Origin of the sequence: Streptomyces sp. NPDC050085 (assembly GCF_044460595.1) — a bacterium.
Lineage (GTDB): Bacteria > Actinomycetota > Actinomycetes > Streptomycetales > Streptomycetaceae > Streptomyces.
In genome coordinates this window covers 122,913-147,459 of sequence record NZ_JBITJZ010000016.1, presented here as the reverse complement: position 1 = coordinate 147,459, position 24,547 = coordinate 122,913, and the positions used below count along the sequence as shown (strand labels likewise).

At 71.1% G+C, this 24,547-nt stretch carries 25 protein-coding genes; 16 read left to right on the top strand and 9 right to left on the bottom strand.

The genetic code is table 11. The features are described 5' to 3' along the window. The first annotated feature begins 2 nt into the window (after nucleotides 1-2). The gene (locus ACIBUY_RS37025) at nucleotides 3-932 is read left to right on the top strand and encodes a carbohydrate ABC transporter permease (RefSeq protein WP_399154981.1); all 930 of its coding nucleotides are present in this window, start codon (nucleotides 3-5) and stop codon (nucleotides 930-932) included. Further along, nucleotides 929-1,861, top strand: coding sequence for a carbohydrate ABC transporter permease (locus ACIBUY_RS37020; RefSeq protein ID WP_365578221.1), 933 nt, complete (start codon nucleotides 929-931; stop codon nucleotides 1,859-1,861). Before ACIBUY_RS37025 ends, ACIBUY_RS37020 begins: the two co-directional genes overlap by 4 nt. A 27-nt stretch (nucleotides 1,862-1,888) precedes the next feature. Here the strand turns inward: ACIBUY_RS37020 and ACIBUY_RS37015 are convergent, their stop codons facing one another. Then, entirely contained in the window at nucleotides 1,889-2,305 is a 417-nt protein-coding gene (locus tag ACIBUY_RS37015; protein WP_365578219.1) for an STAS domain-containing protein, read from the bottom strand. Between the two features lie 333 nt (nucleotides 2,306-2,638). Here ACIBUY_RS37015 and ACIBUY_RS37010 point away from each other — a divergent pair, with 333 nt between their 5' ends. Further along, entirely contained in the window at nucleotides 2,639-3,541 is a 903-nt protein-coding gene (locus ACIBUY_RS37010; protein ID WP_399154980.1) for an aminoglycoside phosphotransferase family protein, read from the top strand. Nucleotides 3,542-3,825: 284 nt separating this feature from the next. After that, nucleotides 3,826-4,002, top strand: coding sequence for a hypothetical protein (locus ACIBUY_RS37005; RefSeq protein WP_365578215.1), 177 nt, complete (start codon nucleotides 3,826-3,828; stop codon nucleotides 4,000-4,002). Between the two features lie 22 nt (nucleotides 4,003-4,024). Here ACIBUY_RS37005 and ACIBUY_RS37000 read toward each other — a convergent pair whose 3' ends face one another. Further along, the gene (locus tag ACIBUY_RS37000) at nucleotides 4,025-4,201 is read right to left on the bottom strand and encodes a hypothetical protein (protein ID WP_365578213.1); all 177 of its coding nucleotides are present in this window, start codon (nucleotides 4,199-4,201) and stop codon (nucleotides 4,025-4,027) included. Between the two features lie 205 nt (nucleotides 4,202-4,406). Here ACIBUY_RS37000 and ACIBUY_RS36995 point away from each other — a divergent pair, with 205 nt between their 5' ends. From ACIBUY_RS36995 to ACIBUY_RS36970, 6 genes are all read left to right on the top strand, one after another. Further along, nucleotides 4,407-5,402: an NUDIX domain-containing protein gene (locus ACIBUY_RS36995; RefSeq protein ID WP_365578211.1), complete on the top strand. Its 996-nt coding sequence runs from the start codon at nucleotides 4,407-4,409 to the stop codon at nucleotides 5,400-5,402. Nucleotides 5,403-5,601: 199 nt separating this feature from the next. Continuing rightward, nucleotides 5,602-7,419, top strand: a complete 1,818-nt coding sequence (locus ACIBUY_RS36990) for an ABC transporter family substrate-binding protein (RefSeq protein WP_365578209.1) — start codon at nucleotides 5,602-5,604, stop codon at nucleotides 7,417-7,419. Nucleotides 7,420-7,497: 78 nt separating this feature from the next. Further along, on the top strand, nucleotides 7,498-8,484 hold the full coding sequence (locus ACIBUY_RS36985) for an ABC transporter permease (protein WP_399154979.1): 987 nt from the start codon (nucleotides 7,498-7,500) through the stop codon (nucleotides 8,482-8,484). Further along, on the top strand, nucleotides 8,477-9,397 hold the full coding sequence (locus tag ACIBUY_RS36980; protein WP_365578205.1) for an ABC transporter permease: 921 nt from the start codon (nucleotides 8,477-8,479) through the stop codon (nucleotides 9,395-9,397). The genes ACIBUY_RS36985 and ACIBUY_RS36980 overlap by 8 nt, the downstream gene beginning before the upstream one ends. Further along, the gene (locus ACIBUY_RS36975) at nucleotides 9,394-10,527 is read left to right on the top strand and encodes an ABC transporter ATP-binding protein (protein ID WP_399154978.1); all 1,134 of its coding nucleotides are present in this window, start codon (nucleotides 9,394-9,396) and stop codon (nucleotides 10,525-10,527) included. Before ACIBUY_RS36980 ends, ACIBUY_RS36975 begins: the two co-directional genes overlap by 4 nt. After that, nucleotides 10,524-11,546 (top strand): oligopeptide/dipeptide ABC transporter ATP-binding protein, encoded by a 1,023-nt coding sequence (locus ACIBUY_RS36970; RefSeq protein WP_365578201.1) that lies wholly within the window; start codon nucleotides 10,524-10,526, stop codon nucleotides 11,544-11,546. The genes ACIBUY_RS36975 and ACIBUY_RS36970 overlap by 4 nt, the downstream gene beginning before the upstream one ends. A gap of 3 nt (nucleotides 11,547-11,549) precedes the next feature. Here ACIBUY_RS36970 and ACIBUY_RS36965 read toward each other — a convergent pair whose 3' ends face one another. Both ACIBUY_RS36965 and ACIBUY_RS36960 read right to left on the bottom strand, forming a co-directional pair. Continuing rightward, entirely contained in the window at nucleotides 11,550-12,290 is a 741-nt protein-coding gene (locus ACIBUY_RS36965) for an MBL fold metallo-hydrolase (protein ID WP_399154977.1), read from the bottom strand. Nucleotides 12,291-12,369: 79 nt separating this feature from the next. Beyond that, entirely contained in the window at nucleotides 12,370-13,731 is a 1,362-nt protein-coding gene (locus tag ACIBUY_RS36960; RefSeq protein WP_399154976.1) for a dipeptidase, read from the bottom strand. A 108-nt stretch (nucleotides 13,732-13,839) separates the two neighbouring features. Between ACIBUY_RS36960 and ACIBUY_RS36955 the strand changes: the two genes are divergently transcribed. After that, complete coding sequence (locus tag ACIBUY_RS36955) at nucleotides 13,840-15,099, top strand: geranylgeranyl reductase family protein (protein WP_365578195.1); 1,260 nt, start codon at nucleotides 13,840-13,842, stop codon at nucleotides 15,097-15,099. A 15-nt stretch (nucleotides 15,100-15,114) separates the two neighbouring features. Here the strand turns inward: ACIBUY_RS36955 and ACIBUY_RS36950 are convergent, their stop codons facing one another. Further along, entirely contained in the window at nucleotides 15,115-15,570 is a 456-nt protein-coding gene (locus tag ACIBUY_RS36950) for a nitroreductase family deazaflavin-dependent oxidoreductase (RefSeq protein ID WP_365578193.1), read from the bottom strand. Nucleotides 15,571-15,717: 147 nt separating this feature from the next. Here ACIBUY_RS36950 and ACIBUY_RS36945 point away from each other — a divergent pair, with 147 nt between their 5' ends. From ACIBUY_RS36945 to ACIBUY_RS36935, 3 genes are all read left to right on the top strand, one after another. After that, nucleotides 15,718-16,446, top strand: coding sequence for a TetR/AcrR family transcriptional regulator (locus ACIBUY_RS36945; RefSeq protein WP_399154975.1), 729 nt, complete (start codon nucleotides 15,718-15,720; stop codon nucleotides 16,444-16,446). A 124-nt stretch (nucleotides 16,447-16,570) separates the two neighbouring features. Further along, nucleotides 16,571-17,827, top strand: coding sequence for a sensor histidine kinase (locus ACIBUY_RS36940; RefSeq protein ID WP_399154974.1), 1,257 nt, complete (start codon nucleotides 16,571-16,573; stop codon nucleotides 17,825-17,827). A gap of 17 nt (nucleotides 17,828-17,844) precedes the next feature. Beyond that, a complete protein-coding gene (locus ACIBUY_RS36935; RefSeq protein WP_365578189.1) occupies nucleotides 17,845-18,510 on the top strand; it encodes a response regulator transcription factor in 666 nt (221 codons plus the stop codon). A gap of 61 nt (nucleotides 18,511-18,571) precedes the next feature. Here ACIBUY_RS36935 and ACIBUY_RS36930 read toward each other — a convergent pair whose 3' ends face one another. Continuing rightward, nucleotides 18,572-20,068 carry an MFS transporter gene (locus ACIBUY_RS36930; RefSeq protein WP_399154973.1) on the bottom strand — a complete coding sequence of 499 codons (1,497 nt, stop codon included), beginning with the start codon at nucleotides 20,066-20,068 and terminating at the stop codon, nucleotides 18,572-18,574. Nucleotides 20,069-20,155: 87 nt separating this feature from the next. Between ACIBUY_RS36930 and ACIBUY_RS36925 the strand changes: the two genes are divergently transcribed. Continuing rightward, nucleotides 20,156-20,569 carry a MarR family transcriptional regulator gene (locus tag ACIBUY_RS36925; protein WP_365578185.1) on the top strand — a complete coding sequence of 138 codons (414 nt, stop codon included), beginning with the start codon at nucleotides 20,156-20,158 and terminating at the stop codon, nucleotides 20,567-20,569. Nucleotides 20,570-20,587: 18 nt separating this feature from the next. Here the strand turns inward: ACIBUY_RS36925 and ACIBUY_RS36920 are convergent, their stop codons facing one another. From ACIBUY_RS36920 to ACIBUY_RS36910, 3 genes are all read right to left on the bottom strand, one after another. Continuing rightward, nucleotides 20,588-21,331 carry a maleylpyruvate isomerase family mycothiol-dependent enzyme gene (locus ACIBUY_RS36920; protein WP_399154972.1) on the bottom strand — a complete coding sequence of 248 codons (744 nt, stop codon included), beginning with the start codon at nucleotides 21,329-21,331 and terminating at the stop codon, nucleotides 20,588-20,590. A gap of 43 nt (nucleotides 21,332-21,374) precedes the next feature. Next, entirely contained in the window at nucleotides 21,375-22,577 is a 1,203-nt protein-coding gene (locus tag ACIBUY_RS36915) for an MFS transporter (protein WP_365578181.1), read from the bottom strand. A gap of 126 nt (nucleotides 22,578-22,703) precedes the next feature. Then, nucleotides 22,704-23,483, bottom strand: a complete 780-nt coding sequence (locus tag ACIBUY_RS36910) for a DeoR/GlpR family DNA-binding transcription regulator (protein WP_365578179.1) — start codon at nucleotides 23,481-23,483, stop codon at nucleotides 22,704-22,706. A gap of 172 nt (nucleotides 23,484-23,655) precedes the next feature. Between ACIBUY_RS36910 and ACIBUY_RS36905 the strand changes: the two genes are divergently transcribed. Beyond that, nucleotides 23,656-24,543 carry an SIS domain-containing protein gene (locus ACIBUY_RS36905; RefSeq protein WP_399154971.1) on the top strand — a complete coding sequence of 296 codons (888 nt, stop codon included), beginning with the start codon at nucleotides 23,656-23,658 and terminating at the stop codon, nucleotides 24,541-24,543. Nucleotides 24,544-24,547 lie beyond the last annotated feature (4 nt).

The window sequence follows — 24,547 nt, the reverse complement described above, 5'->3', positions numbered from 1 at the left end:
CCGTGGCGTCGTCCGACACCGCCGTACGACACCCGAAGCGGCGCGGACGGCGGGGACCGCGGCGCTTCACGCGCCGCGACGTCGTCGTCCTCGGCGTGCTCCTGGGACTGCCCGTCCTCCTGGACATCGTCATCATCTGGGGCCCCACGCTCGCCTCGATCGGCCTGTCGTTCACCGACTGGGACGGCATCGGCGACATCCACTGGATCGGCGCCCGCAACTACGAGAACCTCGCCACCAACTACCCGCCGTTCTGGCCGGCCGTGCGCCACAACCTCATGTGGCTGGGCTTCCTCGGCCTCGTCGCCACACCGTTCGGACTGCTGCTCGCCGTGATCATCGACCGGGGCGTCCGCTTCAGCCGGTTCTACCAGTCGACGCTCTACATGCCGGTCGTCCTCTCCCTCGCGGTCGTCGGCTTCATGGCGCAGCTGCTCCTCGGCACCGACCAGGGCGTGGTCAACACGGTCCTGAACAACCACGACGACCCGATCGACTGGCTCGGCAACGCGGACCTGAACATCTGGATGATGATGCTGGCGGCGAGCTGGCGACACACCGGCTACGTGATGATCCTCTACCTCGCGGGGCTGAAGTCGGTCGACCCGACTCTGAAAGAGGCGGCGGCCATCGACGGCGCGAACGCCCGCCAGACCTTCTTCCGCGTCGTCTTCCCGACCCTGCGCCCGGTCAACGTCATCGTCGGCGTCATCACCGTCATCGAGTCCCTGCGCGCCTTCGACATCGTCTACGCGGTCAACAAGGGCCGCAACGGCCTGGAACTGCTCTCCGTCCTCATCACCGACAACATCATCGGCGAGGCCAGCCGCATCGGCTTCGGCTCCGCGATCGCCGTCGTGCTGCTCGTCGTCTCCCTGGGGTTCATCGTGACGTTCCTGGTCCAAGAACTGCGAGGTGCGCGCGACCGATGACCGCAGACATCCGCGCCACGCAGCCGACCGCCCGCCGCCGCGCCGCGGCCGCCGCGCCCCCGAAGTCCCAACGCCCCTCCCGGCGCGGCCGGTTCGGCGTCCACCTCTTCCTGATGGCCGTCTCGCTCGCTTTCCTCGCGCCGCTGTTGTTCGCGGTGTACGCCTCGCTGCGGCCGTACGAGGACACGGCGGCGCACGGCTACTTCTCCTGGCCCAAGCACGTGTCCTTCGACTACTACCGGGAGGCCTACAGCGATTCGGGGATGGGGAAGTACTTCACCAACACCCTGATCATCGCGGTGCCCGCGGTCCTGGTCACCCTCTTCCTCGCCGCGTTCGTGGCGTTCGCCGTCTCCCGCCTCAAGATCCGCGGCAATCTGGCCCTGCTGATGTTCTTCACGGCCGGAAACCTGCTGCCCCAACAGGTCATCGTCACCCCGCTGTACGCGCTCTTCCTGAAGATCCCGCTGCCCTGGTGGATGTCGGACTCGTTGATGCTCTACGACTCGTACTGGGCCGTCATCATCGTGAACATCGGATTCCAACTGGGCTTCTGTGTCTTCGTGCTGGCGAACTTCATGCGGACGCTGCCGCAGGAGATCCTGGAGGCGGCGATCGTCGACGGGGCGGGCGTGTGGACCCAGTTCTGGCGCATCACGCTGCCCCTGTGCCGCCCCGCCCTCGCGGCCCTCGGCACGCTCGAGTTCACCTGGATCTACAACGACTTCCTCTGGGCCCTCATCTTCATCTCCAACCCGGACAAGCTCCCGATCACCTCGTCCCTCAACAACCTCAGAGGTCAGTTCTTCACCGACTACAACCTTCTGGCGGCGGGCTCGGTCCTGGTGGCGCTGCCGACGATCCTGGTGTTCCTGCTGCTGCAGCGGCACTTCATCGCGGGGCTGACGCTGGGATCCGGAAAGGGGTGAGTGGAACCGGGTCGGGCCCGCCCCGCGTCAGCGCAGCGCCTCCGCCACTGTCCCCACTGGGCTCAACGCATCGGTCAGGCCCGCGAGTTCGATGATGCGCAGGGTGAGCCGGTGCCGGGTGACCACGACGACGCGGCCGTCATGGCCGGTCGCCCTGCGGTGGGCGCGGACCACGAGCGACAGGCCGGAGCAGTCGAAGAACGTGGTGGCGGTCAGGTCGATCGCCATGACGCGGTACGGGCCCGCCGCCACGGCGTCGAGCAGCGGGGTCATCCGCTGGAAGGCGAGGAGGTCGATCTCGCCGGAGAGTTCCACGACGGCGCAGTCGCCGCAGATGCGCACCACCGGCGCGCGCACCGCGTCCTCGATCGTCACCAGGCCGGTGACGTCGTCGGGTTCTTCGAAGCCGCCGGAGGCGTAGTTGTGTTGATTGCCCTGTCGCATCGGTCCCCCAGGGTCGAGCACCTGTCCGGCTCCGGGGGAGCCGTCCGCGCCGCCACATGTTTCGTGCGAACGAATCAGGAGGTCGCCGGGGGCTGGGGCGCCTGATCGGTCACGGTAACGCCAGTTCACGGACGGCGTCGTGCCGTAACGATTCCTGATAGGGCGGCATCACTTGATGGGGTGAATCGAACGCAAAGCCCTTGACACTGCTCGGAAGTTGGCGGCAGTGGAGGAAACTGGTCGACAAGGATGAGGCGGGAGGGTGTGATGGGCGCGTCCGATGCGACGTACGCCCGTACGCGTCGTCCTCAGCCGCCTTCAGGAGCAGCCGACTTGACCACAGCGCGCCGCACAGAACCCGGGCCCGACCTCCGCCCCGCCATCGACACGGCGCTGGTGCGGCGCCTCGTCGACAGCCAGTTCCCCGAGTGGGCCGGACTGCCCCTGAAGCACCTCGAGCCGGCGGGCTCCGACCATGTCATCCACCGGCTCGGCGACGATCTGTCGGTCCGGCTGCCCCGGCACGGCGGGGCGATCGGGCAGGCACGGAAGGAGCAGTACTGGCTGCCCCGGCTGGCCGCGCAGCTGCCGCTCGCCGTGCCGGAACCGGTGGCGGTCGGCGGGCCCGCGTACGGCTACCCCTGGCCGTGGGCGGTCACCCGCTGGCTGGACGGGGAGGTCGCCACGGTCGAGGGACTCGGTGAGTCGGGCCGGGCGGCGCGCGAACTGGCCGCGTTCCTGCGGGCGTTGAGGAGATTCGACCCGGGGTCCGACGCCGCCTTGCCTGACGCGTCGGCCGAGGACCTGGCGGCGCGGGACGCGACGACCCGGTCCGCGATCGCCGCCGTCGCCGAGGTCTTCGACGCGCCCGCGATGACGGCCCTGTGGAATGCGGCCCTGACGGGACCGGGTCCGCAGGGGCCGCCGGTGTGGTTCCACGGCGACTTCCACACCGGCAATCTGCTGACCGTGGACGGCCGGCTCAGCGCGGTCATCGACTTCGGGAACTTCGGTCTCGGCGACCCCTCGGTGGACCTCATGATCGCGTTCACGCTGCTGTCGCCCGGCGCCCGTGCGGTGTTCCGCGCCGCCCTGGACGTGGACGACGCGACCTGGCTGCGCGGGCGCGCCTGGGCCCTGACGACGGGGCTCACGGCCTACACGGCGTACGCGGCCACGAGGCCGCGCGTCGCGGCGGCCACCACGCGCCAGATCCGGGCGGCGCTCACCGGCTAGGGCCGAGGCGGGTGTGCGCTCCGCACACCCCGTGCGAACGCCGTGCCGCCACGGCGCCCCCGCACACGCTTCTGCCGTCCGCACGGCTGCGCTTGACTGCGTACCGGGAACACCGGGAGGCCGGTCATGGGCCGGTCGTCCCCGTCGGGCAGCGGGGGCACCCCGGCCTTCCGGTCCTCCCGCGCCCGTCTCCGGGGTCCCCGGTGCCCGGTGGCGCACGGGCGGTGCCCGGATCCCGCACCGCCCGGTGCCGGGGCCCGTGTGCCGCTTCGTGGAGTTGCCCCGTGAGGACGTCCCTGGCGCGCGCCTCTCGCCCCCTCGTCGACGAGGTCGTCGACCGGTGCGACGCGACGGCGGGGGATCAGGCCTCGTCGGCAGTGCGGCTCGAGCCCTGCTGCGGCGTCGGATTCCGCCGGCTCAGGCGCGACATGCCGCTCGTCGAGTACGGACCCGCGCCCTGATCCCGGCCATCCCGGACACGCCCTAGGCCGCCACCACGATCTCCCCGCGGACCGCTGCCGCCCACTCCACCACCAGCACCTCGTACTCCCTGCGCTGTGCTTCGCTCAGGCGCCCGCCGGTGCGTGCCATGAGGCCGCGGATCTGCTCGTTCAACTCCTCGGCAGAACGCGGGTGATCGTGGCTTTCGGTGGGGATCATGTGAAGAGCCTAGCGGGCGGCACCGACAGCACGCCTCCGAGTAATGAACCGGACGCGACGGCAAGATGACATCCGGCCGGGGAGCGGCCGGGGCAGCGGTGCGCGAGGTGGGTGGCGCCGTCCGATCAGCGCTTCCATCAGGGTCTGGTTTCCCCGCCAGGGTGTTGCGGGCAAGCCTCAGAAGGCCGACGGAAGAGGGGGAACCGTGATCGTCTGGGTCAACGGCGCGTCCCGTTCGGGGAAGACCAGCGCCGCACGGGAGTTGATCGATCTGCTCCCGAACTGCACGCTCTTCGACCCCGAGGTGATCGACGACGCGCTGGAGAGGCTGCTGCCGCCCAAGCGGCTCGCCGAGGTGAGCGACCACCAGGACCTGCCGATCTGGCGCCGGCTCCTGGTCGACACCGCCGCGGCCCTCCACGCCGAACTGGACGGCGTCCTCGTCGTGCCGCTGGCGCTGTTGCACCAGGAGTACCGGGACGAGATCTTCGGCGCGCTCGCCGCCCGGCGCATTCCCGTGTGCCATGTGCTCCTCACCCCAGGGGAAACGATCCTGCGCGGGCGTGACCCCGGTGGCGAACCCCCGGCCGACATCGAGCCCTACCGTGCCGCCCTGGCCGGCTGGCTCGCCGCCGACGCCTATCTCGTCGACAGCGGCGCACTGACCCCGCACGAGACCGCCGTTCGCATCGCCGCCGCCGTACGCACCGGCGACGCACCCCCGTGCGACATCGTGCAGACGCCGCAGCCGACGGCCGAGACGGTCGCCGCGGGCGTACTGCTCTTCGACGGGCAGGGGCGGGTGCTGCTCGTCGACCCCACCTACAAGCCGGGCTGGGAGTTTCCCGGCGGAGTCGTCGAGCCGGGCGAGGCTCCCGCGCGGGCCGGCATGCGGGAGGTGGAGGAGGAGATAGGGCTTCAACTCGCCGACGTACCAAGGCTGTTGGTGGTCGACTGGGAGCCTCCGGTGCCGCCGGGATACGGCGGTCTGCGGCTGCTCTTCGACGGCGGACGGCTCACCGACGGGCAGGCGGCCCAAGTGCTTCTGCCCGGGCCCGAGTTGAGGCAGTGGAGGTTCGTCGGCGAGCGTGAGGCCGCCGCGCTGCTGCCGCCGGTGCGCTACGAGCGGTTGCGCTGGGCCCTTCGCGCTCGCGAACGCGGAGCCGCCCACTACCTGGAGGCCGGAGTTCCGTTGGGCTGAGGCTTTTTGATCACCTGACCATTCCTTTGCCTTCGGCGGCAATTCTCGAGAGGAAACGTAGGCCAGAACGTCATCTTTCTGGAATGGCACGGGAGCATCCGAAGGTCCGGAACAGCTCTAACGTGTGTGCGCAGCTCACCTCTTGCGGCTTCGGCCGCCTCATCGGGGCCGGACATGTACGCCGGCTGAAGGGAGGGACATGCGCGCGCCCAGCACCGCCGTCACGAGGGGCCTGACGCTCGCAGCCGGTCTGGCTCTGGTCCTCACCGCCTGCAGTAGCGGGTCAGGTGGCAACGGGAACGGAAAGAGCGGCTCGCAAGGTCTCAGCTCCTGCGCCACGCAAGGCAAGGCGAACACCTGTAACTCCGGGGAACGCAAATCCGGAGGAACGTTCACCTACGTCATCGAGAAGAACATCCAGGCCTGGAACATCGAGGACTCGAACGGCAACACCTTCGAGAACAGCGAGGCCATGACGGCCGTGCTGCCTCAAGTCTTCGTGCCACAGCCGGACTTCAGCCTCAAGCTCAACACCGATCTGGTGACCTCGGCCGAGCAGACGAGCGCCAGCCCGCAGACGCTCGTCTACAAGATCAACCCGAAGGCCACCTGGAACGACGGCACGCAGGTCACCGCCGACGACTTCATCTTCCTGTGGCGCACCATGAACGGGAAGGACTGTCCGCCGCCGCCCGCCAGCGACGACACCCAGACCAAGGGCTGTCTGCCGTGGTCCACGTCCGGCTGGGACCGCATGAAGTCGGTCACCGGCTCCGACGGCGGCAAGACCGTGACCATCGTGATGGACAAGCCGTACTCCGACTGGAAGTCCTTCTTCGGCGGCGGCTACGGCATCTACCCGGCGCACGTCGCGGAGAAGGCCGCGGGCGCCGCGGCCGGCAGTGCCGACAAGATGACGGCAGCCCAACTCACCAAGGGCTGGCAGTACTTCATGAAGACGCCGCCCACCCAGTACGCCACCGGCGGCCCGTACAAGATGACGGAGTGGAAGGACAACGACCACGCCACCTTCGTGCCCGACACCAAGTGGTACGGGAAGACGAAGCCGACGCTCGAGCGCATGGTCTTCAAGGTGATCTCGGACGCCACGCAGGAGCCGACGGCCCTGAAGAACAACGAGGTCCAGGGCATCTATCCGCAGCCCCAGGTGGACCTGGTCAACCAGATCAAGGACATCCCGAACGTCTCGTACACCATCGGCTCGGGTCTGCAGTGGGAGCACTTCGACCTGAACCTGCACAACCCGGTGATCGGCAAGTACAAGCCGTTGCGGCAGGCGATGTTCACGGCGATCAGCGTCAAGGACATGGTCGACAAGACGGTCGGTCAGTTCGACAAGGACGTGAAGCAGCTCGGCAGCCACATGCTGATGCCCGGACAGCCCGGCTATCAGGACGTGGTCACCTCGACCGGGCAGGGCTCGGGCGACCTGGCGAAGGCGAAGAAGCTCCTCACCGATGCCAAGTTCACCGGAGTCGGCTCCGCGCTGAAGACGCCGGACGGCAAGACCGTCGGACCGTTCAACTGCCGCTACACCACGGGCAACGCGATCCGGCAGAGCGAGTGCCAGATCCTGCAGTCCGCCCTGTCCGGCCTGGGCATCAAGGTGACGATCAAGCCGATCGGCGCGGCCGACCTCGGCACGGTGCTCACCGGGCACCAGTACGACATCATCGTCTTCGCCTGGGTGCAGGGGCCGACGCCGACCTCCAACGCCCAGGGCACCTGGTCCACCGGGCAGGCGAGCAACTACGGCGGCTACTCCAACAAGCAGGTCGACCAGTTGCTGAACGACTCCGTCGGGCAGACCGACAACGCCAAGGCCATGACGATGCTCGCGCAGGCGGACAAGCTCATGACGGATGACGCGTACGTGCTGCCGCTGTACCAGAAGCCGACGTTCTTCGCGGTGCAGGACCGCTTCGTCGGCATGCGGAACAACGCGACGATCATTGGTCCGCCGTACAACGTCGCCGAGTGGGGCCTGAGGAAGTAACCACCCGTATTCCGACCGTAGTCCGGCCCCGGCGGAGCGCCGCCGGGGCCGTCCTCCCGCCCACTCCGAGGAGCCTGCATGCTCGCCTACACGGTGCGACGCATCCTCGTCTCGATCCCCGTCCTGATCGTCTCGACCTTCATCGTCTTCCTGGTCGTCGTCAACGCCGGCGACCCCGTCGCGAACTTCGCCACCTCCCGCAATCCCGCCCCCAGCAAGGCCGCCGTCGCCTCCTTCGCCCGGCACATCCACGCCGACCAGCCGATCCTCGAGCGCTACTGGAACTGGATCGTCGGCGTGCTGCACGGCCAGTGGGGCCCCTCCGTCGACCCCAACCTGGACATCGGGCACGACCTGCTCACCCGCTTCCGCGTCACCGTGATCCTGGTCATCGCCGCGATGGTGCTCGCACTCCTGCTCGCCGTGGTGTGCGGGGTGTACAGCGCGGTGCGGCAGTACTCCGTGTCCGACTACATCATCACCTTCGTGGGCTTCCTGTTCCTCGCGATGCCCGTCTTCTGGTTCGCCGTGCTGCTCAAGCAGGCCGGCATCTGGACCAACGACCAGACGGGTTCCACCTTCCTCGGCACGATCGGCGACCGCTCGCCGTACCTGGAAGTCGACACCTTCGGCAATCAACTCAGCGACCGCATCGGTCACTTGACGCTCCCGGTCGTCACCCTCGCCCTGGTGTCGTTCGCCTCCTGGACCCGCTACACCCGCGCCTCGATGCTGGAGGTGCTCGGCTCCGACTACGTGCGTCTCGCCCGAGCCAAGGGCATCCGCCGCGGCAAGGTGCTCACCCATCACGCGCTGCGCACCGCCCTCATCCCGCTCACCACCGTCACCGCGCTCGACGTGGCGCAGCTGCTCGGCGGTGTGGTGATCACGGAGACGATCTTCCAGTGGCACGGCATGGGGGAGATGCTCGTCGACGCGGTGACCAAGGTGGACGTCTACCGGACCATGGCCTGGCTGCTGCTGTCCGCCGTCGTGGTCATCGTCTTCAACCTCGTCGCCGACCTGCTCTACGCCGTACTCGACCCGAGGATCCGCTATGACTGACATCCAGGCCCCGGGCGCGGCGGGCGGCGAACTCCCGCGGACCGACCGGGAGTTCACCATCAAGGAACGCACGCAGGGTCAGCTGGTCCTGCGCCGGTTCCTGCGGCACCGCGCCGCGATGATCAGCCTCGTCATCTTCGTGCTGATCGTGCTGTGGGCGTTCATCGGGCCGCACCTGTGGCACTACTCGTACGAGAAGTACACGCCCGACAACTCCCAGTCCCCGTCCGCCAAGCACCCGTTCGGCACCAACTCCTCGGGCTACGACGAGTACGCCCAGGTGATGCGCGGCACCCAGACCTCGCTGAAGGTCGCCATCATGATCGCGCTCGGGTCCACGGTGCTCGGCGCCGTCTGGGGTGCCATCGCCGGGTTCTACCGGGGCATCGTCGACGCGGTGATGATGCGCATCTCCGATCTGATCCTCACCCTGCCCCTGCTGGCGATCGCACTCGTCATCTCCTCGCGCAGCGGCGGCAGTTGGTACTGGATCGCGATCGTCGTCGCCGGACTCACCTGGGCGTACGTCTCGCGCGTGGTGCGCTCCACGGTGCTCTCGCTGCGCGAGAAGGAGTTCATCGAGGCGGCGCGGGCGCTCGGCGCGTCGGACACGCGGATCATCTTCCGGCACCTGCTGCCCAACGCGCTCGGCCCGATCATCGTCAACGCCACCGTCCTCGTCGCCACCGGCATCCTCACCGAGACGGCCCTGTCGTTCCTCGGCTTCGGCGTCCAGCCGCCCGACACCTCGCTCGGCCTGCTCGTCTCGCAGGCACAGACGGCCGTCGACACGCGGCCGTGGCTGTTCTACATACCCGGCGCGTTCATCATCGCGATCGCGCTGACCATCAACTTCATCGGTGACGGGTTGCGCGACGCGTTCGACCCACGACAGCAGAGGGTGCGCCAATGACCTTGTCCGGCAAAGGGGGCCCGGGCCGCGCCGAACTGGTGCGTCCCACGGAGGAGACCGTCCTCGAAGTCGACGCGCTCCAGGTGGAGTTCCCCACCGAGGACGGTATCGTCCGGGCGGTGCGCGGGGTGTCGTACCGCCTGGAGCGGGGCGAATCGCTCGGCATCGTCGGCGAGTCGGGCTCCGGCAAGTCGGTGACCGCGCTCGCCTTGATGGGGCTGTTGCCGCCGACCGCCCGGGTGCACGGCTCCGTACGGTTCCAGGGCGCGGAACTGCTCGGGCTGAGCGACGCGGGCCTGTCCGACGTCCGCGGCAGCGGCATCGCCATGATCTTCCAGGACCCGATGACGTCCCTGAACCCCGTGTACACCATCGGCCACCAGATCGAGGAGGGGCTGCTGCGCCACCAGCCGGACCTGTCCAAGAGGGCGGCGCGCGACCGGGCGATCGAACTGCTCGGCATCGTCGGCATCCCGTCCCCGGAGCGGCGCGTCGACAACTACCCGCACGAACTGTCCGGCGGCATGCGCCAGCGCGTGGTCATCGCCATCGGCATGTCCAACGACCCGGCCGTCATCATCGCCGACGAACCCACCACCGCCCTCGACGTCACCGTGCAGGCCCAGATCCTCGAGGCCCTGGAGACGGCACGCGCCGAGACCGACGCGGCCCTCGTCCTCATCACCCACGACCTCGGCGTCGTCGCCGGGCACACCGACCGCGTGGCCGTCATGTACGCGGGCCGGATCGTGGAGACCGGCTCCGTCGAGGAGATCTTCTACGCGCCGCGCATGCCGTACACCCTCGGCCTGCTCGGCTCGCTGCCCCGGATGGACCGGGAGGAGGATCGCCTCACCCCGATCACCGGCTCCCCGCCGTCGCTGCTGAGCCTGCCGCCCGGCTGTCCGTTCGCGCCCCGCTGCCCGATGCGCGAGGACGTGTGCGACCACGACGAGCCGGCGCTGCGCATGACGGGCGCGCCCGAGCACCGCAGCGCCTGCCACTTCGCCGACCGGCTCGTCGACACCGCGGCCGACGAGGTGTTCGCCGCGGACGGCGCCGACGCCGCGGCGCTGGCCCGGCTCACGGCCGACGAGCCGCCGACATCCCACCCGGAGGACTCCGTATGAGCGCGCAGGGCGAACCCGTCCTGAAGGTCCGTGACCTCGTCAAGCACTTCCCCGTGCACTCGCGCGGCGTCGTCCGCCGCCGCATCGGCGACGTGCACGCCGTCTGCGGTGTCTCCTTCGAGCTGCACGCCGACGAAACCCTCGGCCTCGTCGGGGAGTCGGGCTCCGGCAAGACGACGACGGCCCGCACCCTGCTCAACCTGGAGCGGGCCACGTCGGGCACCGTCAGCTATATGGGGCGCGAGCTCACGGAGTTGAGCCGTCGTCAGATGCGGCCCCTGCGCAAGGAGTTGCAGATCGTCTTCCAGGACCCGTACGCCTCGCTCGACCCGCGGGTCACCGTCCAGGAGATCGTCGCCGAGCCGCTGCGCATTCACGGCCGCTACGACGACGCAGGGCGGGCCGAGGTGCGCGAGCTGCTGCGTCTGGTCGGGCTCAACCCGGAGCACGGCAACCGCTTCGCCCACGAGTTCTCCGGCGGCCAGCGCCAACGCATCGGCATCGCACGGGCGTTGGCCCTGCGCCCGAAGGTCGTCGTCCTCGACGAACCGGTCTCCGCCCTCGACGTCTCCATCCAGGCCGGCGTCCTCAACCTCCTGATGGACCTGCAGTCCGAACTCGGCCTGTCCTTCCTGTTCGTGGCGCACGACCTCTCCGTGATGCGGCACGTCGCCCACCGCGTCGCCGTGATGTACCTCGGCCGGATCGTGGAGATCGCCCCGACGCGGCAACTGTTCGAGCACCCCGCCCACCCCTACACGCAGGCGCTGATCTCCGCGATCCCGCTGCCCGATCCGCGCAAGGAGCGGGCCCGCCGCCGCATCACCGTCGAGGGGGACGTACCGAGCCCGATCCGCCCGCCCAGCGGCTGCCGCTTCCGCACCCGTTGCCCCAAGTTCGCCCATCAGCTCACCGAGAGCGAGCGCACGTCCTGCGTCGAGCAGGTCCCGGAGCTGACCGACCGCGGCACCGGCGCACCGGTCGCCTGCCACTACGCCGAGGCCGTCCAACTCCTGTGAGGGCTAGCCGAGTTCGTAGGCAGCCGCGGCCGCGCGCAGGGCCGTCGCGGCGCCGCCCACCACCGGGTCGCCGTGCCCGAAGCACGCCACGTCACTGTCGAGTGCGGCGAGCCGGTGGAAGGAGGCGACGGCGCGGGCGCGGTCCAGATTGAACACCCCGAGCATCACCTGGCCGTCGAGCGGCGAGGCCGCCACCGCGTCACCCGTGAATAGCACGCCGTGCTCGGGGAGGTGGACCGCGAGCGACCCGTCGGTGTGCCCCGGGGCGCCGACGATCCGCGCACCGCCCCCGAAGCCCAGGACGTCCCCGTCCGTCAACTCCCTCACGGCGTCCGGGAGTACGGGATGGTCCGGCGTCGGCGGCAACTGGGCGAGGGCCTGCGCGTGGATCGGCCGCTCCCAGTCCTCGTACACGGGCGCGGGACCCGTCTCCTCGCCCCGCACGAACGGAGCGTCGAGCGCGTGCGCGTACACCGCGGCCCCACTGAGCCGCGCGAACTCGCCCGCGCCGCCCGCGTGGTCCTCGTGGAAGTGCGTCAGCACGATCCGCCGTACGTCCTCGGGGGAGTGCCCCCAGTCGCGTACGGCATCGGCGATCGGCTGCCCCGCCCCGGGCGCGCCCGCGTCGATCAGCGTCAACTCGGCCCCGTCGCGCCAGAGACAGGCCTGACCGACGGGGAAACGCACAAGCCGCAGCCGCGGCGTGAGGTCGATGAGAGCGGTGGGTGCGTACGTCGTCGTCATGCCGCGACCGTAGGACGGGCGCGGACACGACGACGTACGACTTGGCCCTCGGCAGAGAGCCGACCCCTTGCTCGGTGCCCTACTTGGCTGCGGCGTACTTCTGCAGGAACAGCGCCTCGGCCACCGACAGACGCTCCAACTCCTCGGGAGACACCGACTCGTTGACCGCGTGGATCTGCGCGTCCGGCTCGCTCAGGCCGATCAGCAGGATCTCCGCCTGCGGGTAGAGCGAGGCGAGCGTGTTGCACAGCGGGATCGAGCCGCCCTGGCCCGCGTACTGCATGTCCTGCCCGTCGTAGGCCTCGCGCATCGCCTCCGCGAGCGCGCCGTACGCGGGGCTCGAGGTGTCCGCACGGAACGGCTGGCCCTGGCCGACCTGCTCGACCTGGACGCGGGCGCCCCACGGCGTGTGCGCCTCGATGTGCGCCATCAGGAGCTTCGTCGCCTCGGCGGCGTCCGTGCCCGGCGGCACGCGCAGGCTGATCAGCGCGCGGGCGCCGGCCTGCACGGACGGCGTCGCGCCGACGACCGGCGGGCAGTCGATGCCGAGGACCGTGACGGCGGGCCGGGCCCAGATGCGGTCGGCGACCGTGCCCGAGCCGATGAGCTCCACGCCGTCGAGGACCTTGGCGTCCTTGCGGAACGCGTCCTCCTCGTACTGCAGACCGTCCCACGCCGCACTCTCGCCGAGCCCGTCGACGGTCGTCGAGCCGTCCGCCGCACGCAGCGAGTCCAGTACGCGCACCAGGGCGGCCAGTGCGTCCGGCGCGGCCCCGCCGAACTGCCCGGAGTGCAGATTGCCTTCGAGGGTGTCGATCTGGACGCGGACCATGGTCATGCCGCGCAGCGTCGCCGTCGCGGTGGGCAGACCGCACTGGAAGTTGCCCGCGTCACCGATGACGATCGTGTCGGCGGTGAGCAGCTCGGGGTGCTGCTCGGCGTAGCGCTCGAGGCCGCCGGTGCCCATCTCCTCGGAACCCTCGGCGATCACCTTGACGTTGACCGGCACGCCGCCGTTCGCCTTCAGTGCGCGGATCGCGAGGAGGTGCAGCAGCACGCCGCCCTTGCAGTCGGCGGCGCCGCGCCCGTACCAGCGGCCGTCCGCACGCTCGGTCAGCTCGAACGGGGGCGTCACCCACGCCTCCTCGTCCAGCGGGGGCTGTACGTCGTAGTGCGCGTAGAGCAGCACTGTCGGCGCGCCCGCCGGGCCGGGCAGGTAGCCGTAGACCGACTGCGTCCCGTCCGGGGTGTCGAGGAGCGCGACGTCCTGGAAGCCCTCGGCGCGCAGCGCGTCGGCGACCCAGTTCGCGGCGCCCTCGCTCTCGCTCTTCGGGTACTGGTCGAAGTCCGCCACCGATGTGAAGGCGACCAGCTCGGTCAGCTCCGCCTTGGCCTTCGGCATGAGCGAAGCGACGGTCTCGGCGATCGGATGCGGCGACATGGGCACGCTCCTCGTGGGTGCGACGTTGTGCAGGGTGTGCGGATGATCCTCCCACAGAGGGTCACGGCACCGCCCGCCGTAGGATGCCTGGAACAAGGTGCGGCAGGCATGTCCAGATGGGCGATTCGGGAGCAGCAGACCATCGTGAGCAGCGAGAACTCGGCGGGCGGCAACGAGATGGACGACGAGCGGGCCATGGAGGTGTGGGACGTCGTCGTGGTCGGCGCGGGACCCGCGGGGGCGTCCGCCGCGTACGCGGCCGCGGTCGCCGGGCGCAGCGTCCTGCTCCTGGAGAAGGCGGAGCTGCCGCGCTACAAGACGTGTGGCGGCGGCATCATCGGCCCGTCCCGTGACGCGCTGCCGCCGGGCTTCGAGCTGCCGCTCAAGGACCGGATCAACGCGGTGACGTTCTCCCTGAACGGCAAGTACGCGCGGACGCGACGCTCACGCACCATGCTGTTCGGGCTCATCAACCGGCCCGAGTTCGACGCGCAGCTCGTCGAGCACGCGCAGAAGGCCGGTGCCGAACTGCGCACGGGCGTCACGGTCTCGCGGGTCGAGCAGCACGGCTCGACGGTGCCCGACCGGCGCACGGTCGCGGTCGTCCTGCAGGACGGTGAGACGGTGCTCGCGCGGGCCGTGGTCGGCGCCGACGGCAGCGCCAGCCGCATAGGAGCCCACGTCGGGGTCAAGCTCGACCAGGTCGACCTGGGCCTGGAGGCGGAGATCCCGGTCCCCGAGGAGGTCGCCGACGACTGGCGCGGCCGCGTCCTCATCGACTGGGGCCCGATGCCCGGCAGTTACGGCTGGGTCTTCCCCAAGGACGACACCCTCACCGTCGGGGTGATCTCGGCCCGCGGCGAAGGAGCCGCCACCAAGCGGTACTTGGAGGACTTCATCGGGCGGCTCGGCCTCGCCGGGTTCGAGCCGTCGATCTCCTCCGGGCACCTGACGCGCTGCCGCGCCGACGACTCGCCCCTGTCGCGCGGCCGGGTCCTGGTCTGCGGCGACGCGGCCGGTCTGCTCGAGCCGTGGACCCGCGAGGGCATCTCGTTCGCGCTGCGCTCGGGCCGCCTCGCGGGGGAGTGGGCGGTGCGCATCTCCGAGTCGCACGACGCGGTGGACGCCCGCCGCCAGGCGCTCAACTACGCGTTCGCCATCAAGGCGGGCCTCGGTGTCGAAATGGCCGTCGGCAAGCGGATGCTGACCGTCTTCGAGCGGCGCCCGGGCCTGCTGCACGCGGCGATCACGGGCTTCAGGCCGGCGTGGAACGCGTTCGCGCGGATCACCCGTGGCTCGTCGTCCCTGGGTGAACTGGTGCGGACGCATCCCATGGCGGGACGGGCGCTGTCGCGGCTCGACCACTGAGGGCGCCGGGGGCGGTCAGTCCTTGAGCGTGATCTGGAAGACGGGGTGGTCGGGGGCGATGCGGCGCAGTTCCTCGTCGGAGGAGTCCGGGCCCACCCCGTTGAAGAACACGCCGACCTCCGCCTTCCAGCGCTTGAGGTAGGCGCGCAGCAGGGCGGGCTTGTCGTCGTCGGTGACCTCGGTGGCGGTGAACGCGTCGGCCCGCTTGCCGAGGCGCAGCTCGCCGCCGCCCGCGGCCCGCATGTTGTGGGTCCACTGCACGTGTCCGCGGGGTGCGACGAGGTACGACCGGCCGTCGACCGTCAGGAGGTTGACCGGGGTGGTGCGCCACTCGCCGCTCTTGCGGCCGCGGACGGCCAGCACCCTGGAGCCCCAGATGCTGAGGCCCCGACGGGTCAGCCACGACACGAACCGGTTCATGACGTTGACCGTGAACCAGCCGGGCTTCTGAACGTGTGCGGACGCGGACATCAGGTCCTCCAGGAAGTGTGAGAGCGGTGCTCTCGCTTGAGAGCAGTCTGCCGTGGATCGGTGATCCACTGCAAGAGCAGTGCTCTCTTTTTTGTGCACCGCTCCGAACCGTGGGCGGTGCTCTGCCGCCGTGCCACACTGGACCGCATGAGTACGAGCCGCAGCACCCCCCCACGCGCCGCCACGCAGGGAGCCCGCGCCCGCGCCCGGCAGGAGGTCACCGCCGCCATCAAGGACGAGGCCCGCAGACAGCTCGCCGCCGACGGTGCCGCCAAGCTCTCCCTGCGCGCCGTCGCCCGCGAGCTCGGCATGGTCTCCTCCGCCCTGTACCGCTACTTCCCCAGCCGCGACGAGCTGTTGACGGCCCTGATCATCGACGCGTACGACTCGCTGGGCGCGGCCGGTGAGGCGGCCGACGCCGCGTTCCGCGAGGTGGGCGAGGAGCCGACGCCCGCCGGCCGCTGGGTCGCGGTGTGCCAGGCCGTGCGCGCCTGGGCGCTGGCGCACCCGCACGAGTACGCCCTGATCTACGGCTCGCCGGTGCCCGGCTACACCGCGCCGATGACCACCGTTCCCTCGGCGTCCCGGATCGGCCTGCTCCTCATCGCCATCGTCCGCGACGCCTACGAGGGCAAGGGCGTGTCCCTGCCGCCGCTGTCGCCCGGGGTCCGCGCCGAGGCGGAGCGCATGTCCGCCGACATCGCGCCCGATCTGCCGCCGGAGGTCGCGGCCGCGCTCGTCGCCGCCTGGGCGCAGCTGTTCGGGCTCGTCGGATTCGAGCTGTTCGGCCAGTTCACCCGGGTCGTCCAGGACCGGGCGGCCTTCTTCACGCACGCCGCCGGTCAACTCGCCCACGGGGTCGGCCTGGTGCGGTAACCGGGCCCTGACCCGGCTCGGCCCGCCCCGGCCCGCCGCCCCACCGGCGTACTCCCCGGGGAGTACGTGTGATCACCTCGCCCGGCTGACGCCCGCGGCGGCCGGTGCCCCTTAGCGTGGCGGCATGGACGAGCAGCGAGGACGCGACGGGCGGCCGGCCCGGGCGTGGGGACCACCCTGGATGCGGCAGGGTCCGCCGTGGTGGAACCAGGGGCCCGCGGGATGGACCGGCGAGCGCGAGGGCCGGCTGCCCTGGCGCTCCACCCTGTTCGTGACCGCGTTCGTCCTGGTCGGTTCGACCTTCGCCGCGCACGGGCAGACCGATGACCGCGCCGGTCTGGACGTCTTCGCCCGGCTGCTGCTCATCGCGGGCGGCGTGCTGCTGCTGTGGCGGCACCGCCACCCGGTCGCGGTCGTCTTCGGCACCGCGCTGTGCGTCCTGGTGTACCTGGGCGGCGGCTATCCGTACGGGCCGGTCTTCCTGCTGGTCGCGCTCGGCTGCTTCGCGGCGATCGTCGCCGGGCACCGGTACGCCGCGTGGACCGCCGTCGGGCTCTTCTGGGCCGGGCACGTCCTCGTGGCGCACTGGCTGTACCGGTATCTGCCGCCGTCGGGGGACGGGCCGGGGTCGTGGGGGCAGGAGGGGTTCGTCGCGGCCTGGGTGCTGGCCGTGGTCGCCGTCGCCGAGCTGGCCCGGGTGCGCCGCGAGCAGTGGCAGCAGGCGCGCGCCGAGCGGGAGCAGGCGGCGCGGCGCCGGGCGGACGAGGAGCGGCTGCGCATCGCCCGCGAACTGCACGACGTCCTGGCCCACTCCATCTCCGTGATCAATGTGCAGGCGGGCGTCGGCCTGGCCCTGCTCGACTCGGACCCGGAGCAGGCGAGGACCGCGCTGACCACCATCAAGTCCGCCAGCAAGGAGGCGCTGGGGGAGGTGCGGCAGGTCCTCGACACGCTGCGCGCCCCCGGTGACGCGCCGCGGGCACCGGCGCCCGGACTCGACCGTCTCCCGGAGCTCCTGGAGCAGGCGGCCGGGGCCGGTCTCACCGTCGACGTGACCACGGAGGGCACGCGGCGGGCGCTGCCGCCGGGCGCCGACCTGGCCGCGTTCCGGATCGTGCAGGAGGCGCTCACCAATGTCGTACGGCACTCGGAGTCGCGCCGGGCGCAGGTGCAACTCCGGTACGGAACCGGCCTGTTGACGCTCACCATCGACGACGAAGGGCCCGCGAGCCATGCCGAGGCGGGTGGCAGCGGCAACGGACTCGCCGGAATGCGCGAGCGTGCCGCCGCCCTCGATGGCACGATCGACGCGGGCCCGCGCCCCGGCGGCGGCTTCCGGGTCGTCGCCGAACTGCCGCTCACCACGGCCCCGTCCGCCTGACCCGCCAGGAGGCTCCGTTGATCCGCGTACTGCTCGCCGACGACCAGTCGCTCGTCCGCGCCGGGTTCAAGGCCCTGCTCGACGCGCAGAGCGACATCGAGGTCGCGGGCGAGGCCGCCGACGGCGAGGAAGCGGTGCGCAAGGTGCGCGAACTGCGGCCCGACGTCGTCCTCATGGACATCCGTATGCCGCTGCTCGACGGGCTCGCGGCGACCCGGCGGATCGGTGAGGACGCGGACCTGGCGGCGGTGAAGGTGGTCATGCTCACCACGTTCGAGCTCGACGAGTACGTCTTCGAGGCGATCCGCTCGGGAGCGTCCGGGTTCCTCGTCAAGGACACCGAGCCGGAGGAACTGCTGCGCGCCGTACGGGCCGTGGTGCACGGGGACGCGCTGCTGTCCCCGGGGGTCACGCGGCGGCTGATCGGCGAGTTCGCGGCCCGTTCCAAGGAGCCCGCGGCCGCCGCGTCGCTGTCCGAACTGACCGAGCGGGAGCGGGAGGTGATGGCGCTCGTCGGCATCGGCCTGTCCAACGAGGAGATCGCCCGCCGCCTGGTGGTCAGCCCGCTGACCGCCAAGACCCACGTGAGCCGCACGATGGTCAAACTGGGCGCCCGCGACCGGGCCCAACTGGTCGTGCTCGCCTACGAGTCGGGTCTCGTACGACCCGGCTGGCTGGGCTGACGCGCGGGGCCCGCGGGCGGTCGTGCCGCCCGCGGACCCCGTCCCCCGAATCCGGCCGCGCTCAGTCCCGCAGCGCGAGCCGCTCCTCGTCGGCCTCTTCCTGTACGGACTTCACGACCACGATCGTTTCCTGCGTACGACGGGTGCGCAGGCCGGTGAGGGTGATCAGCAGGCCCGCCAGGGCGACCGCGGTGACCACCACCAGGCCCGGGCGGAAGCTGTCCAGGACCTCCTGCGGCGAGGCGCCCTCCGGTGCGTTCGCGGTGACGACCGCCGTCACGATCGCGAGGAAGATCGCGCCGCCGACCTGCACGGACGTGTTGAGCAGACCGGAGACCATGCCCTGCTCGTCGTCGTGCACCCCGTTCGTGGCCTGGATGTTGAGCGAGGGGAAGACCAGGGCGCAGGCCGCGCCGATCAGCAGCATCGTCGGCAGGATGACGGCGGCGTAGACCGGGTCGAGGTTGATGCGCAGGAACAGCGCGTAGCCGAGCACCATGAGGGCGAAGCCGACCGCGATCACGCGGGGCGTGCCGAAGCGGTCCACGATCGCGCCGACCTTCGTGGACGACAGGGCCACGAGCGCACCCGCCGGAAGGAAGGCGAGCGCCATGCTCAGTGCCGACCAGCCGAGCAGCGACTGCAGGTAGAGCGTCGCGAGGAACTGGAAGCTGACGTAGCTGCCGAAGAACGTCATCGCCCCGAGCTGGGCGCGGATCTGCGAGCCGGAGCGCAGCACGCCGAGCCGGATCAGCGGTCCCGCCGAGCGGCGCTCGATGCGGATGAACACGGCGAGCAGGACGGCGACCGCCAGGAACGAGAGCAGGGTGCGCGCCGATCCCCAGCCGGCCTCGGGGGCCTGCACCACGGTGAAGACGAGGAGCAGCATCGACAGGGTGCCGGTGATGGCGCCGGGGATGTCGTAGCCGCGGTGGTTCTCCTCCTTGGCGCTGTGCGGGATCAGCTTGAGGCCGAGCAGCAGCGCGATCACGGCGATCGGCGCGGGCAGCAGCATCGTCAGGCGCCAGCTGGCCTCGGTGAGCAGGCCCGACAGGACGAGGCCCATGGAGAAGCCGGTGGCGGCGCAGGTGGTGTAGATGGACAGGGCGCGGTTGCGGACCGGGCCCTCGGCGAACGTGGTCGTGATGATGGACAGGCCCGCGGGCGCGGTGAACGCGGCGCTGAGCCCCTTGATGAAGCGGCTCGCGATGAGCAGCGGGCCCGAGTCGACGAGCCCGCCGAGCAGCGAGGCGAGGGCGAAGACGCCGAGGGCGATCAGGAAGACGCGGCGCCGCCCGAGCAGGTCCGCGGCGCGGCCGCCGAGGAGCAACAGGCCGCCGTAGCCGAGGATGTAGCCGCTGACGACCCATTGCAGCGTCGACGTCGACAGGTCCAGTTCCGAACCGATCGAGGGCAGGGCGACGCCGACCATCGAGACGTCGAGCGCGTCGAGGAACATCGCGGCGCAGAGCACGAGCAGGGTCCCCCACAGACGGGGGGACCAGTGCTCCTGGGACGCCTCGGCCGAGGACGGAGCGGTGGAGAGCGGAGAGGTCATGCGGAGCAGAGTACATGCACATGCATTGACTGCAAGTGCATTTAATTCCGATGCAACAAACGGCTTCTTTTCTGCTACCGTGCGGTCATGGCGGGACAGAAGTCGGAGACGAAGGCCGCAGCGGGCCTCGTCGACCAGTGGCGGGACATCCTCGCGGTGCACGCGCGCACGATGTGCGAGCTCGACCGCGAGCTGCATCAACACGGCCTGGGCGCCAGCGACTTCGAAGTGCTCGACGTACTCGCCGAGGGCTCCGCGGAGGACGGCACGTCCGGCTTCCGCGTGCAGGAGATCGCCGCGCAGGTCCATCTGAGCCAGAGCGCCCTGTCGCGTCTCATCGGACGCCTCGAGAAGGACGGGCTCGTGGAGCGCGGCATGTGCAGCGAGGACCGGCGCGGGGTGCGGGTGTGCGTCACGCAGAAGGGCCGCGACCTGCACAGTGAGGTGCGGCCCCTGCAGCGGGCCGTGCTCGGCCGGATGCTGGAGTCCGGCGAGCACTGAGTCGGGTGCGCGCCGGGGTCAGACCCCCGACGTCCGCCGCCACAGCTCGGCGAGCGCGGTGTCACCGGTCACGTCCGGGAGCGGCAGCCGGTTCCACAGCGCCAGGTACAGCCGCGCGGCCGGGCCCGACACCTCGCAGTCGGCCTCGGCCTCCGTGCCCCCGCGCGCGGCCGCGGGCGGGTCCTGGGTGAGACGCACGGTCCACGTCACGTCCGCGTCCGTCGCCCGCACCCGCAGGACGCGCGGCTCCGTCACGCGCACCCGGCTGCGTTCCCGCGCGTGGAAACCGGTGAGCAGCTCGTCGATCCCGTCCACCGCGAACTCCTCGGTGATCGGCCCCGGTTCGTCGCCGGGCGGCCGGGTCAGTGCCGACTGCGCGTCCACCCGGTGCACGGTCGTCTCGTGCGCCTGACGTCGCGCCCAGAACGCGAGCGGTGAGGGCGCGGCCATGAACGCCCAGCACTCCACGTCGGGGCTCGCCCCTGTCAACGTGTCGACGAGCAGGCGGTGTCCCTCCCGGTACCAGTCCAGCAGGGCGTCCCCGTCAAGACCGGCCGGCTCCGTCAAGGGCCTGCGCGCCGTGTGGCCCTCGGCCACGTACGAGGCTGCCCAGCGGTGCACCGCGCCCTGGTGGCGCAGCAGGTGGCGCACCTGCCAGTCCGGACAGGTCGCCACCTTGGCGTCGGGCCCCGCCTCCTCGGCCGCGTCGGCGAGCAACCGGCCCTCCACGTCCACGATTTCGATGTGCTCGGCGATATCCATGGAGGAGAGTGTGCATGGTCGGGGCGCGGACGGCCGCCGAGTTTCAGATGGTGGCCGCGCGACGCGTGGCGAAGCCGATCGTCGCCGCCACCGCCGCGAGCAGCGCCACGCTCGTCAGCGCCGCGGGCAGGGAGAACCAGTCCGCCATGAAGCCGATCGCGGGCGGCCCGAGCAGCATGCCGCCGTAGCCGAGGGTGGACGCGGCGGCGACGCCGGTGGGGCCCGCGAGCGCGCCGGCCCGTTCGACCGCGACGGGGAAGATGTTCGCCAGGCCGAGCCCGGTGATCGCGAACCCGGCCAGGGTGAGCCCCACCGACGGGGCGAGCGAGCCGAGGAGCATGCCGACCGCGCCGGTCGCCCCGCCGTACACCAACGTCCGTGTCCTGCCCAGCCGTTCGAGCAGGGCCGTGCCGGAGAGCCGGCCGATCGTCATGGCGAAGGCGAAGCACGAGTAGCTGGCCGCCGCGACGCCGGGGTGCGCGTGCAGGTCCTGCTCCAGGTGCAGCGCGCTCCAGTCGGCGAGCGCGCCTTCGCCGTACGCCGTGCACAGCGCGATGAGTCCGAACACGAGGACCAGGGCGCGCGATCCCCGGCCGGGGCCGCGCGGTGCGTCCTGCCTCCGTATACGTTCCGGAGGGCGCGGGGACGGTGTGCGCAGCAGCGTCGGGGCGGCCGCCGCGGTGACCACGAGGCCGATGACCGTGATCGCCAGCAGGTGCCGGGTGGGGGTCAGGTGCCCCGCGACCAGGCCGCCGAGGCCCGAACCCACCATGCCGCCCAGGCTGAACGCGGCGTGGAAGCTCGGCATGACGGGCCGGCCGAGCGCCGCGACGAGGTCGACGGCCGCGCTGTTCATCGCCACGTTGATCCCGCCGTACGCCGCTCCGAAGACGAGCAGTACCAGGCCGAGCGTGAGGGGGGAGTGCGTGAGCGGCGGCAGCGCGACGGTGAGCGGGAGCAGGACGCCGCAGGCCACCGTGACCTTGTGGCTGCCAAGACTGCGGCACAGGCCGCCCGTCAGCATCATCGTGACGACGGCGCCCGCGGAGACCCCGAGCAGGGCGAGCCCGAGGGCGCTCGCGGACGCCCCCGTCTGCTCCTTGATGGCGGGGATGCGCACGACCCAGCCCGCGAAGACGAAGCCGTCGAGGGCGAAGAAGACGGTGAGGGCGAGGCGAAGTCGGCTCAGGGACGGGGCGTGCGGGCCGTCGGCGCTGACGGTCCCGAGTTTGTTTAGTAGCGGCACAAAGTCAGGGTAGAGGCCGCGGTCCGTTCGGGACAAGGGGGTCGGTGCCGGGCCTCGCGGCAGGGACCGGGGCATGCGAAAGGCGCGCGGGGCATGGGCTCCGCGCGCCTTCGGTGTCGCTCGGGGTCAGACCGCGACGACCTGGACCCCCGCCTCCTCGAACCGCGCCAGGGTCTCCTTGTCGGCCGCCGCGTCCGTGACGAGGATGTCGACCTGCTCCACGTCGCAGATCCGCGCGAACGCCCGGTGGCCCAGCTTGCTGGAGTCGGCCGCGACCACCACCCGCTCGGCCCGCTCGCACAGCAGCCGGTTGATCGCGGCCTCCGCCTCGTCGTGCGCGGACGCGCCGTGGGTGACGTCGAGGCCGACGACGCCGAGCACCGCCGTGTCCAGCGTGATCTGGCCGAGCACCCCGTCGGCCAGCGGGCCGATGAGCTCGTACGACTGCGGACGCGCGACCCCGCCGGTCAGCACGATCTTGAACTGGGGCCGCACGGCAAGCTCGTTGGCGATGTTCAGCGCGTTCGTGACGATCGTGAGGGCGGGGGTGCCCGAGGCGAAGTCCGGGCGGACGGCGAGGGCCCGCGCCACCTCCGTCGTCGTCGTGCCGCCGGTCAGGCCCACGGCCTCGCCGGGAGTGAGGAGTTCGGCGACGGCCTTGGCGATGCGCTGCTTCTCGGCGGCGCCGAGCGCCGTCTTGTAGCGCAGCGGGAGTTCGTAACTGACGCCGTGCACGACGGCGCCGCCGCGCGTGCGCACCAGCATCTGCTGCTCCGCGAGCTGGTCGAAGTCGCGCCGGATCGTCGCGGCGGAGACGCCCAGTTCGCCCGCGGCGTCCTCGACGTCGAGGCGGCCGCGCTCGACGAGCAGCTCCAGGAGGGACTTCCAGCGGGCGTCGCGGGACATCCGCGGCCTCCGTTCGTCGATCGATTCGGTTGGACAGACCCTAGCCGCTGCGTGCGAAAGCTGTTGCACACCAATGCTTGATAGTGATTGAAAGCTCGCTATATCTTGCAGGAACAAGCACTGCGTGGCGTAGGTGCGCTCGCACGGGACATTTCGGGGAGTGGGGCACGGCATGAGCCATGTCGAGAACGAGCTGAACAGCCAGCCGGAGTGCTGGACGCGGGCCGCGGGCCTGGCCGCGCAGCACAAGGCGGCCCTGCCGGCCGCCGGGGAGCGGGTCGCGATCGTCGGCTGCGGCACCTCCTGGTTCATGGCGCAGGCCGCGGCCGCGCTGCGCGAGCAGTCGGGGCAGGGGGAGACCGACGCGTTCGCGGCCTCCGAGTTCCCGGCCGGGCGGGCCTACGACCGGGTGATCGCGCTCACCCGCTCCGGCACCACCACGGAGGTGCTCGACCTGCTGGCCGCCCTCAAGGGGAAGGTCCGCACGACCGCGATCACCGGCGACCCGAACACGCCGATCAGGACGGCCGCCGACGACCTGGTGGTCCTGGAGTTCGCCGACGAGCAGTCCGTCGTGCAGACCCGCTTCGCCACCACCGCGCTCACCCTGCTCCGCGCCCACCTCGGGCTGCACACCGAGCAGGCGGTCGCCGACGCGCGCACCGCGCTCGCCGAGCCGCTGCCCGAAGGGCTCGTGGAATGCGGCCAGTTCACCTTCCTCGGCCGCGGCTGGACCGTCGGCCTCGCCAACGAGGCCGCGCTGAAGATGCGCGAGGCGTCCCTGTCCTGGACCGAGGCGTACCCGGCGATGGAGTACCGCCACGGCCCGATCAGCGTCACCACCTCCGGCACCGCCACCTGGATGCTCGGCGAGGCGCCCGAGGGGCTTGCCGAGCAGGTCTGCGCGACGGGCGCGATCTGGGTGGAGGGGCGGCTCGACCCGCTGGCCGAACTCGTCCGCGCCCAGCGCCTGGCCGTCGCGGTCGCCGCCCGCCAGGGCCTCGACCCGGACCAGCCGCGCCACCTCACCCGCTCCGTGATCCTCGACGCCGCCAACTGACCAT

Bases quoted from the DNA above. Each gene is read 5' to 3' on its own strand.
- ACIBUY_RS36925 (WP_365578185.1), top strand. From the start codon at position 20,156: ATGGCGGGACAGAAGTCGGAGACGAAGGCCGCAGCGGGCCTCGTCGAC.
- ACIBUY_RS36910 (WP_365578179.1), bottom strand. From the start codon at position 23,483: ATGTCCCGCGACGCCCGCTGGAAGTCCCTCCTGGAGCTGCTCGTCGAG.
- ACIBUY_RS36975 (WP_399154978.1), top strand. From the start codon at position 9,394: ATGACCTTGTCCGGCAAAGGGGGCCCGGGCCGCGCCGAACTGGTGCGT.
- ACIBUY_RS36980 (WP_365578205.1), top strand. From the start codon at position 8,477: ATGACTGACATCCAGGCCCCGGGCGCGGCGGGCGGCGAACTCCCGCGG.
- ACIBUY_RS36940 (WP_399154974.1), top strand. From the start codon at position 16,571: ATGGACGAGCAGCGAGGACGCGACGGGCGGCCGGCCCGGGCGTGGGGA.
- ACIBUY_RS36970 (WP_365578201.1), top strand. From the start codon at position 10,524: ATGAGCGCGCAGGGCGAACCCGTCCTGAAGGTCCGTGACCTCGTCAAG.
- ACIBUY_RS36920 (WP_399154972.1), bottom strand. From the start codon at position 21,331: ATGGATATCGCCGAGCACATCGAAATCGTGGACGTGGAGGGCCGGTTG.
- ACIBUY_RS36955 (WP_365578195.1), top strand. From the start codon at position 13,840: ATGTCCAGATGGGCGATTCGGGAGCAGCAGACCATCGTGAGCAGCGAG.
- ACIBUY_RS37020 (WP_365578221.1), top strand. From the start codon at position 929: ATGACCGCAGACATCCGCGCCACGCAGCCGACCGCCCGCCGCCGCGCC.
- ACIBUY_RS37015 (WP_365578219.1), bottom strand. From the start codon at position 2,305: ATGCGACAGGGCAATCAACACAACTACGCCTCCGGCGGCTTCGAAGAA.
- ACIBUY_RS36950 (WP_365578193.1), bottom strand. From the start codon at position 15,570: ATGTCCGCGTCCGCACACGTTCAGAAGCCCGGCTGGTTCACGGTCAAC.
- ACIBUY_RS36985 (WP_399154979.1), top strand. From the start codon at position 7,498: ATGCTCGCCTACACGGTGCGACGCATCCTCGTCTCGATCCCCGTCCTG.
- ACIBUY_RS36965 (WP_399154977.1), bottom strand. From the start codon at position 12,290: ATGACGACGACGTACGCACCCACCGCTCTCATCGACCTCACGCCGCGG.
- ACIBUY_RS36945 (WP_399154975.1), top strand. From the start codon at position 15,718: ATGAGTACGAGCCGCAGCACCCCCCCACGCGCCGCCACGCAGGGAGCC.
- ACIBUY_RS36960 (WP_399154976.1), bottom strand. From the start codon at position 13,731: ATGTCGCCGCATCCGATCGCCGAGACCGTCGCTTCGCTCATGCCGAAG.
- ACIBUY_RS36905 (WP_399154971.1), top strand. From the start codon at position 23,656: ATGAGCCATGTCGAGAACGAGCTGAACAGCCAGCCGGAGTGCTGGACG.
- ACIBUY_RS36930 (WP_399154973.1), bottom strand. From the start codon at position 20,068: ATGACCTCTCCGCTCTCCACCGCTCCGTCCTCGGCCGAGGCGTCCCAG.
- ACIBUY_RS36990 (WP_365578209.1), top strand. From the start codon at position 5,602: ATGCGCGCGCCCAGCACCGCCGTCACGAGGGGCCTGACGCTCGCAGCC.
- ACIBUY_RS37000 (WP_365578213.1), bottom strand. From the start codon at position 4,201: ATGATCCCCACCGAAAGCCACGATCACCCGCGTTCTGCCGAGGAGTTG.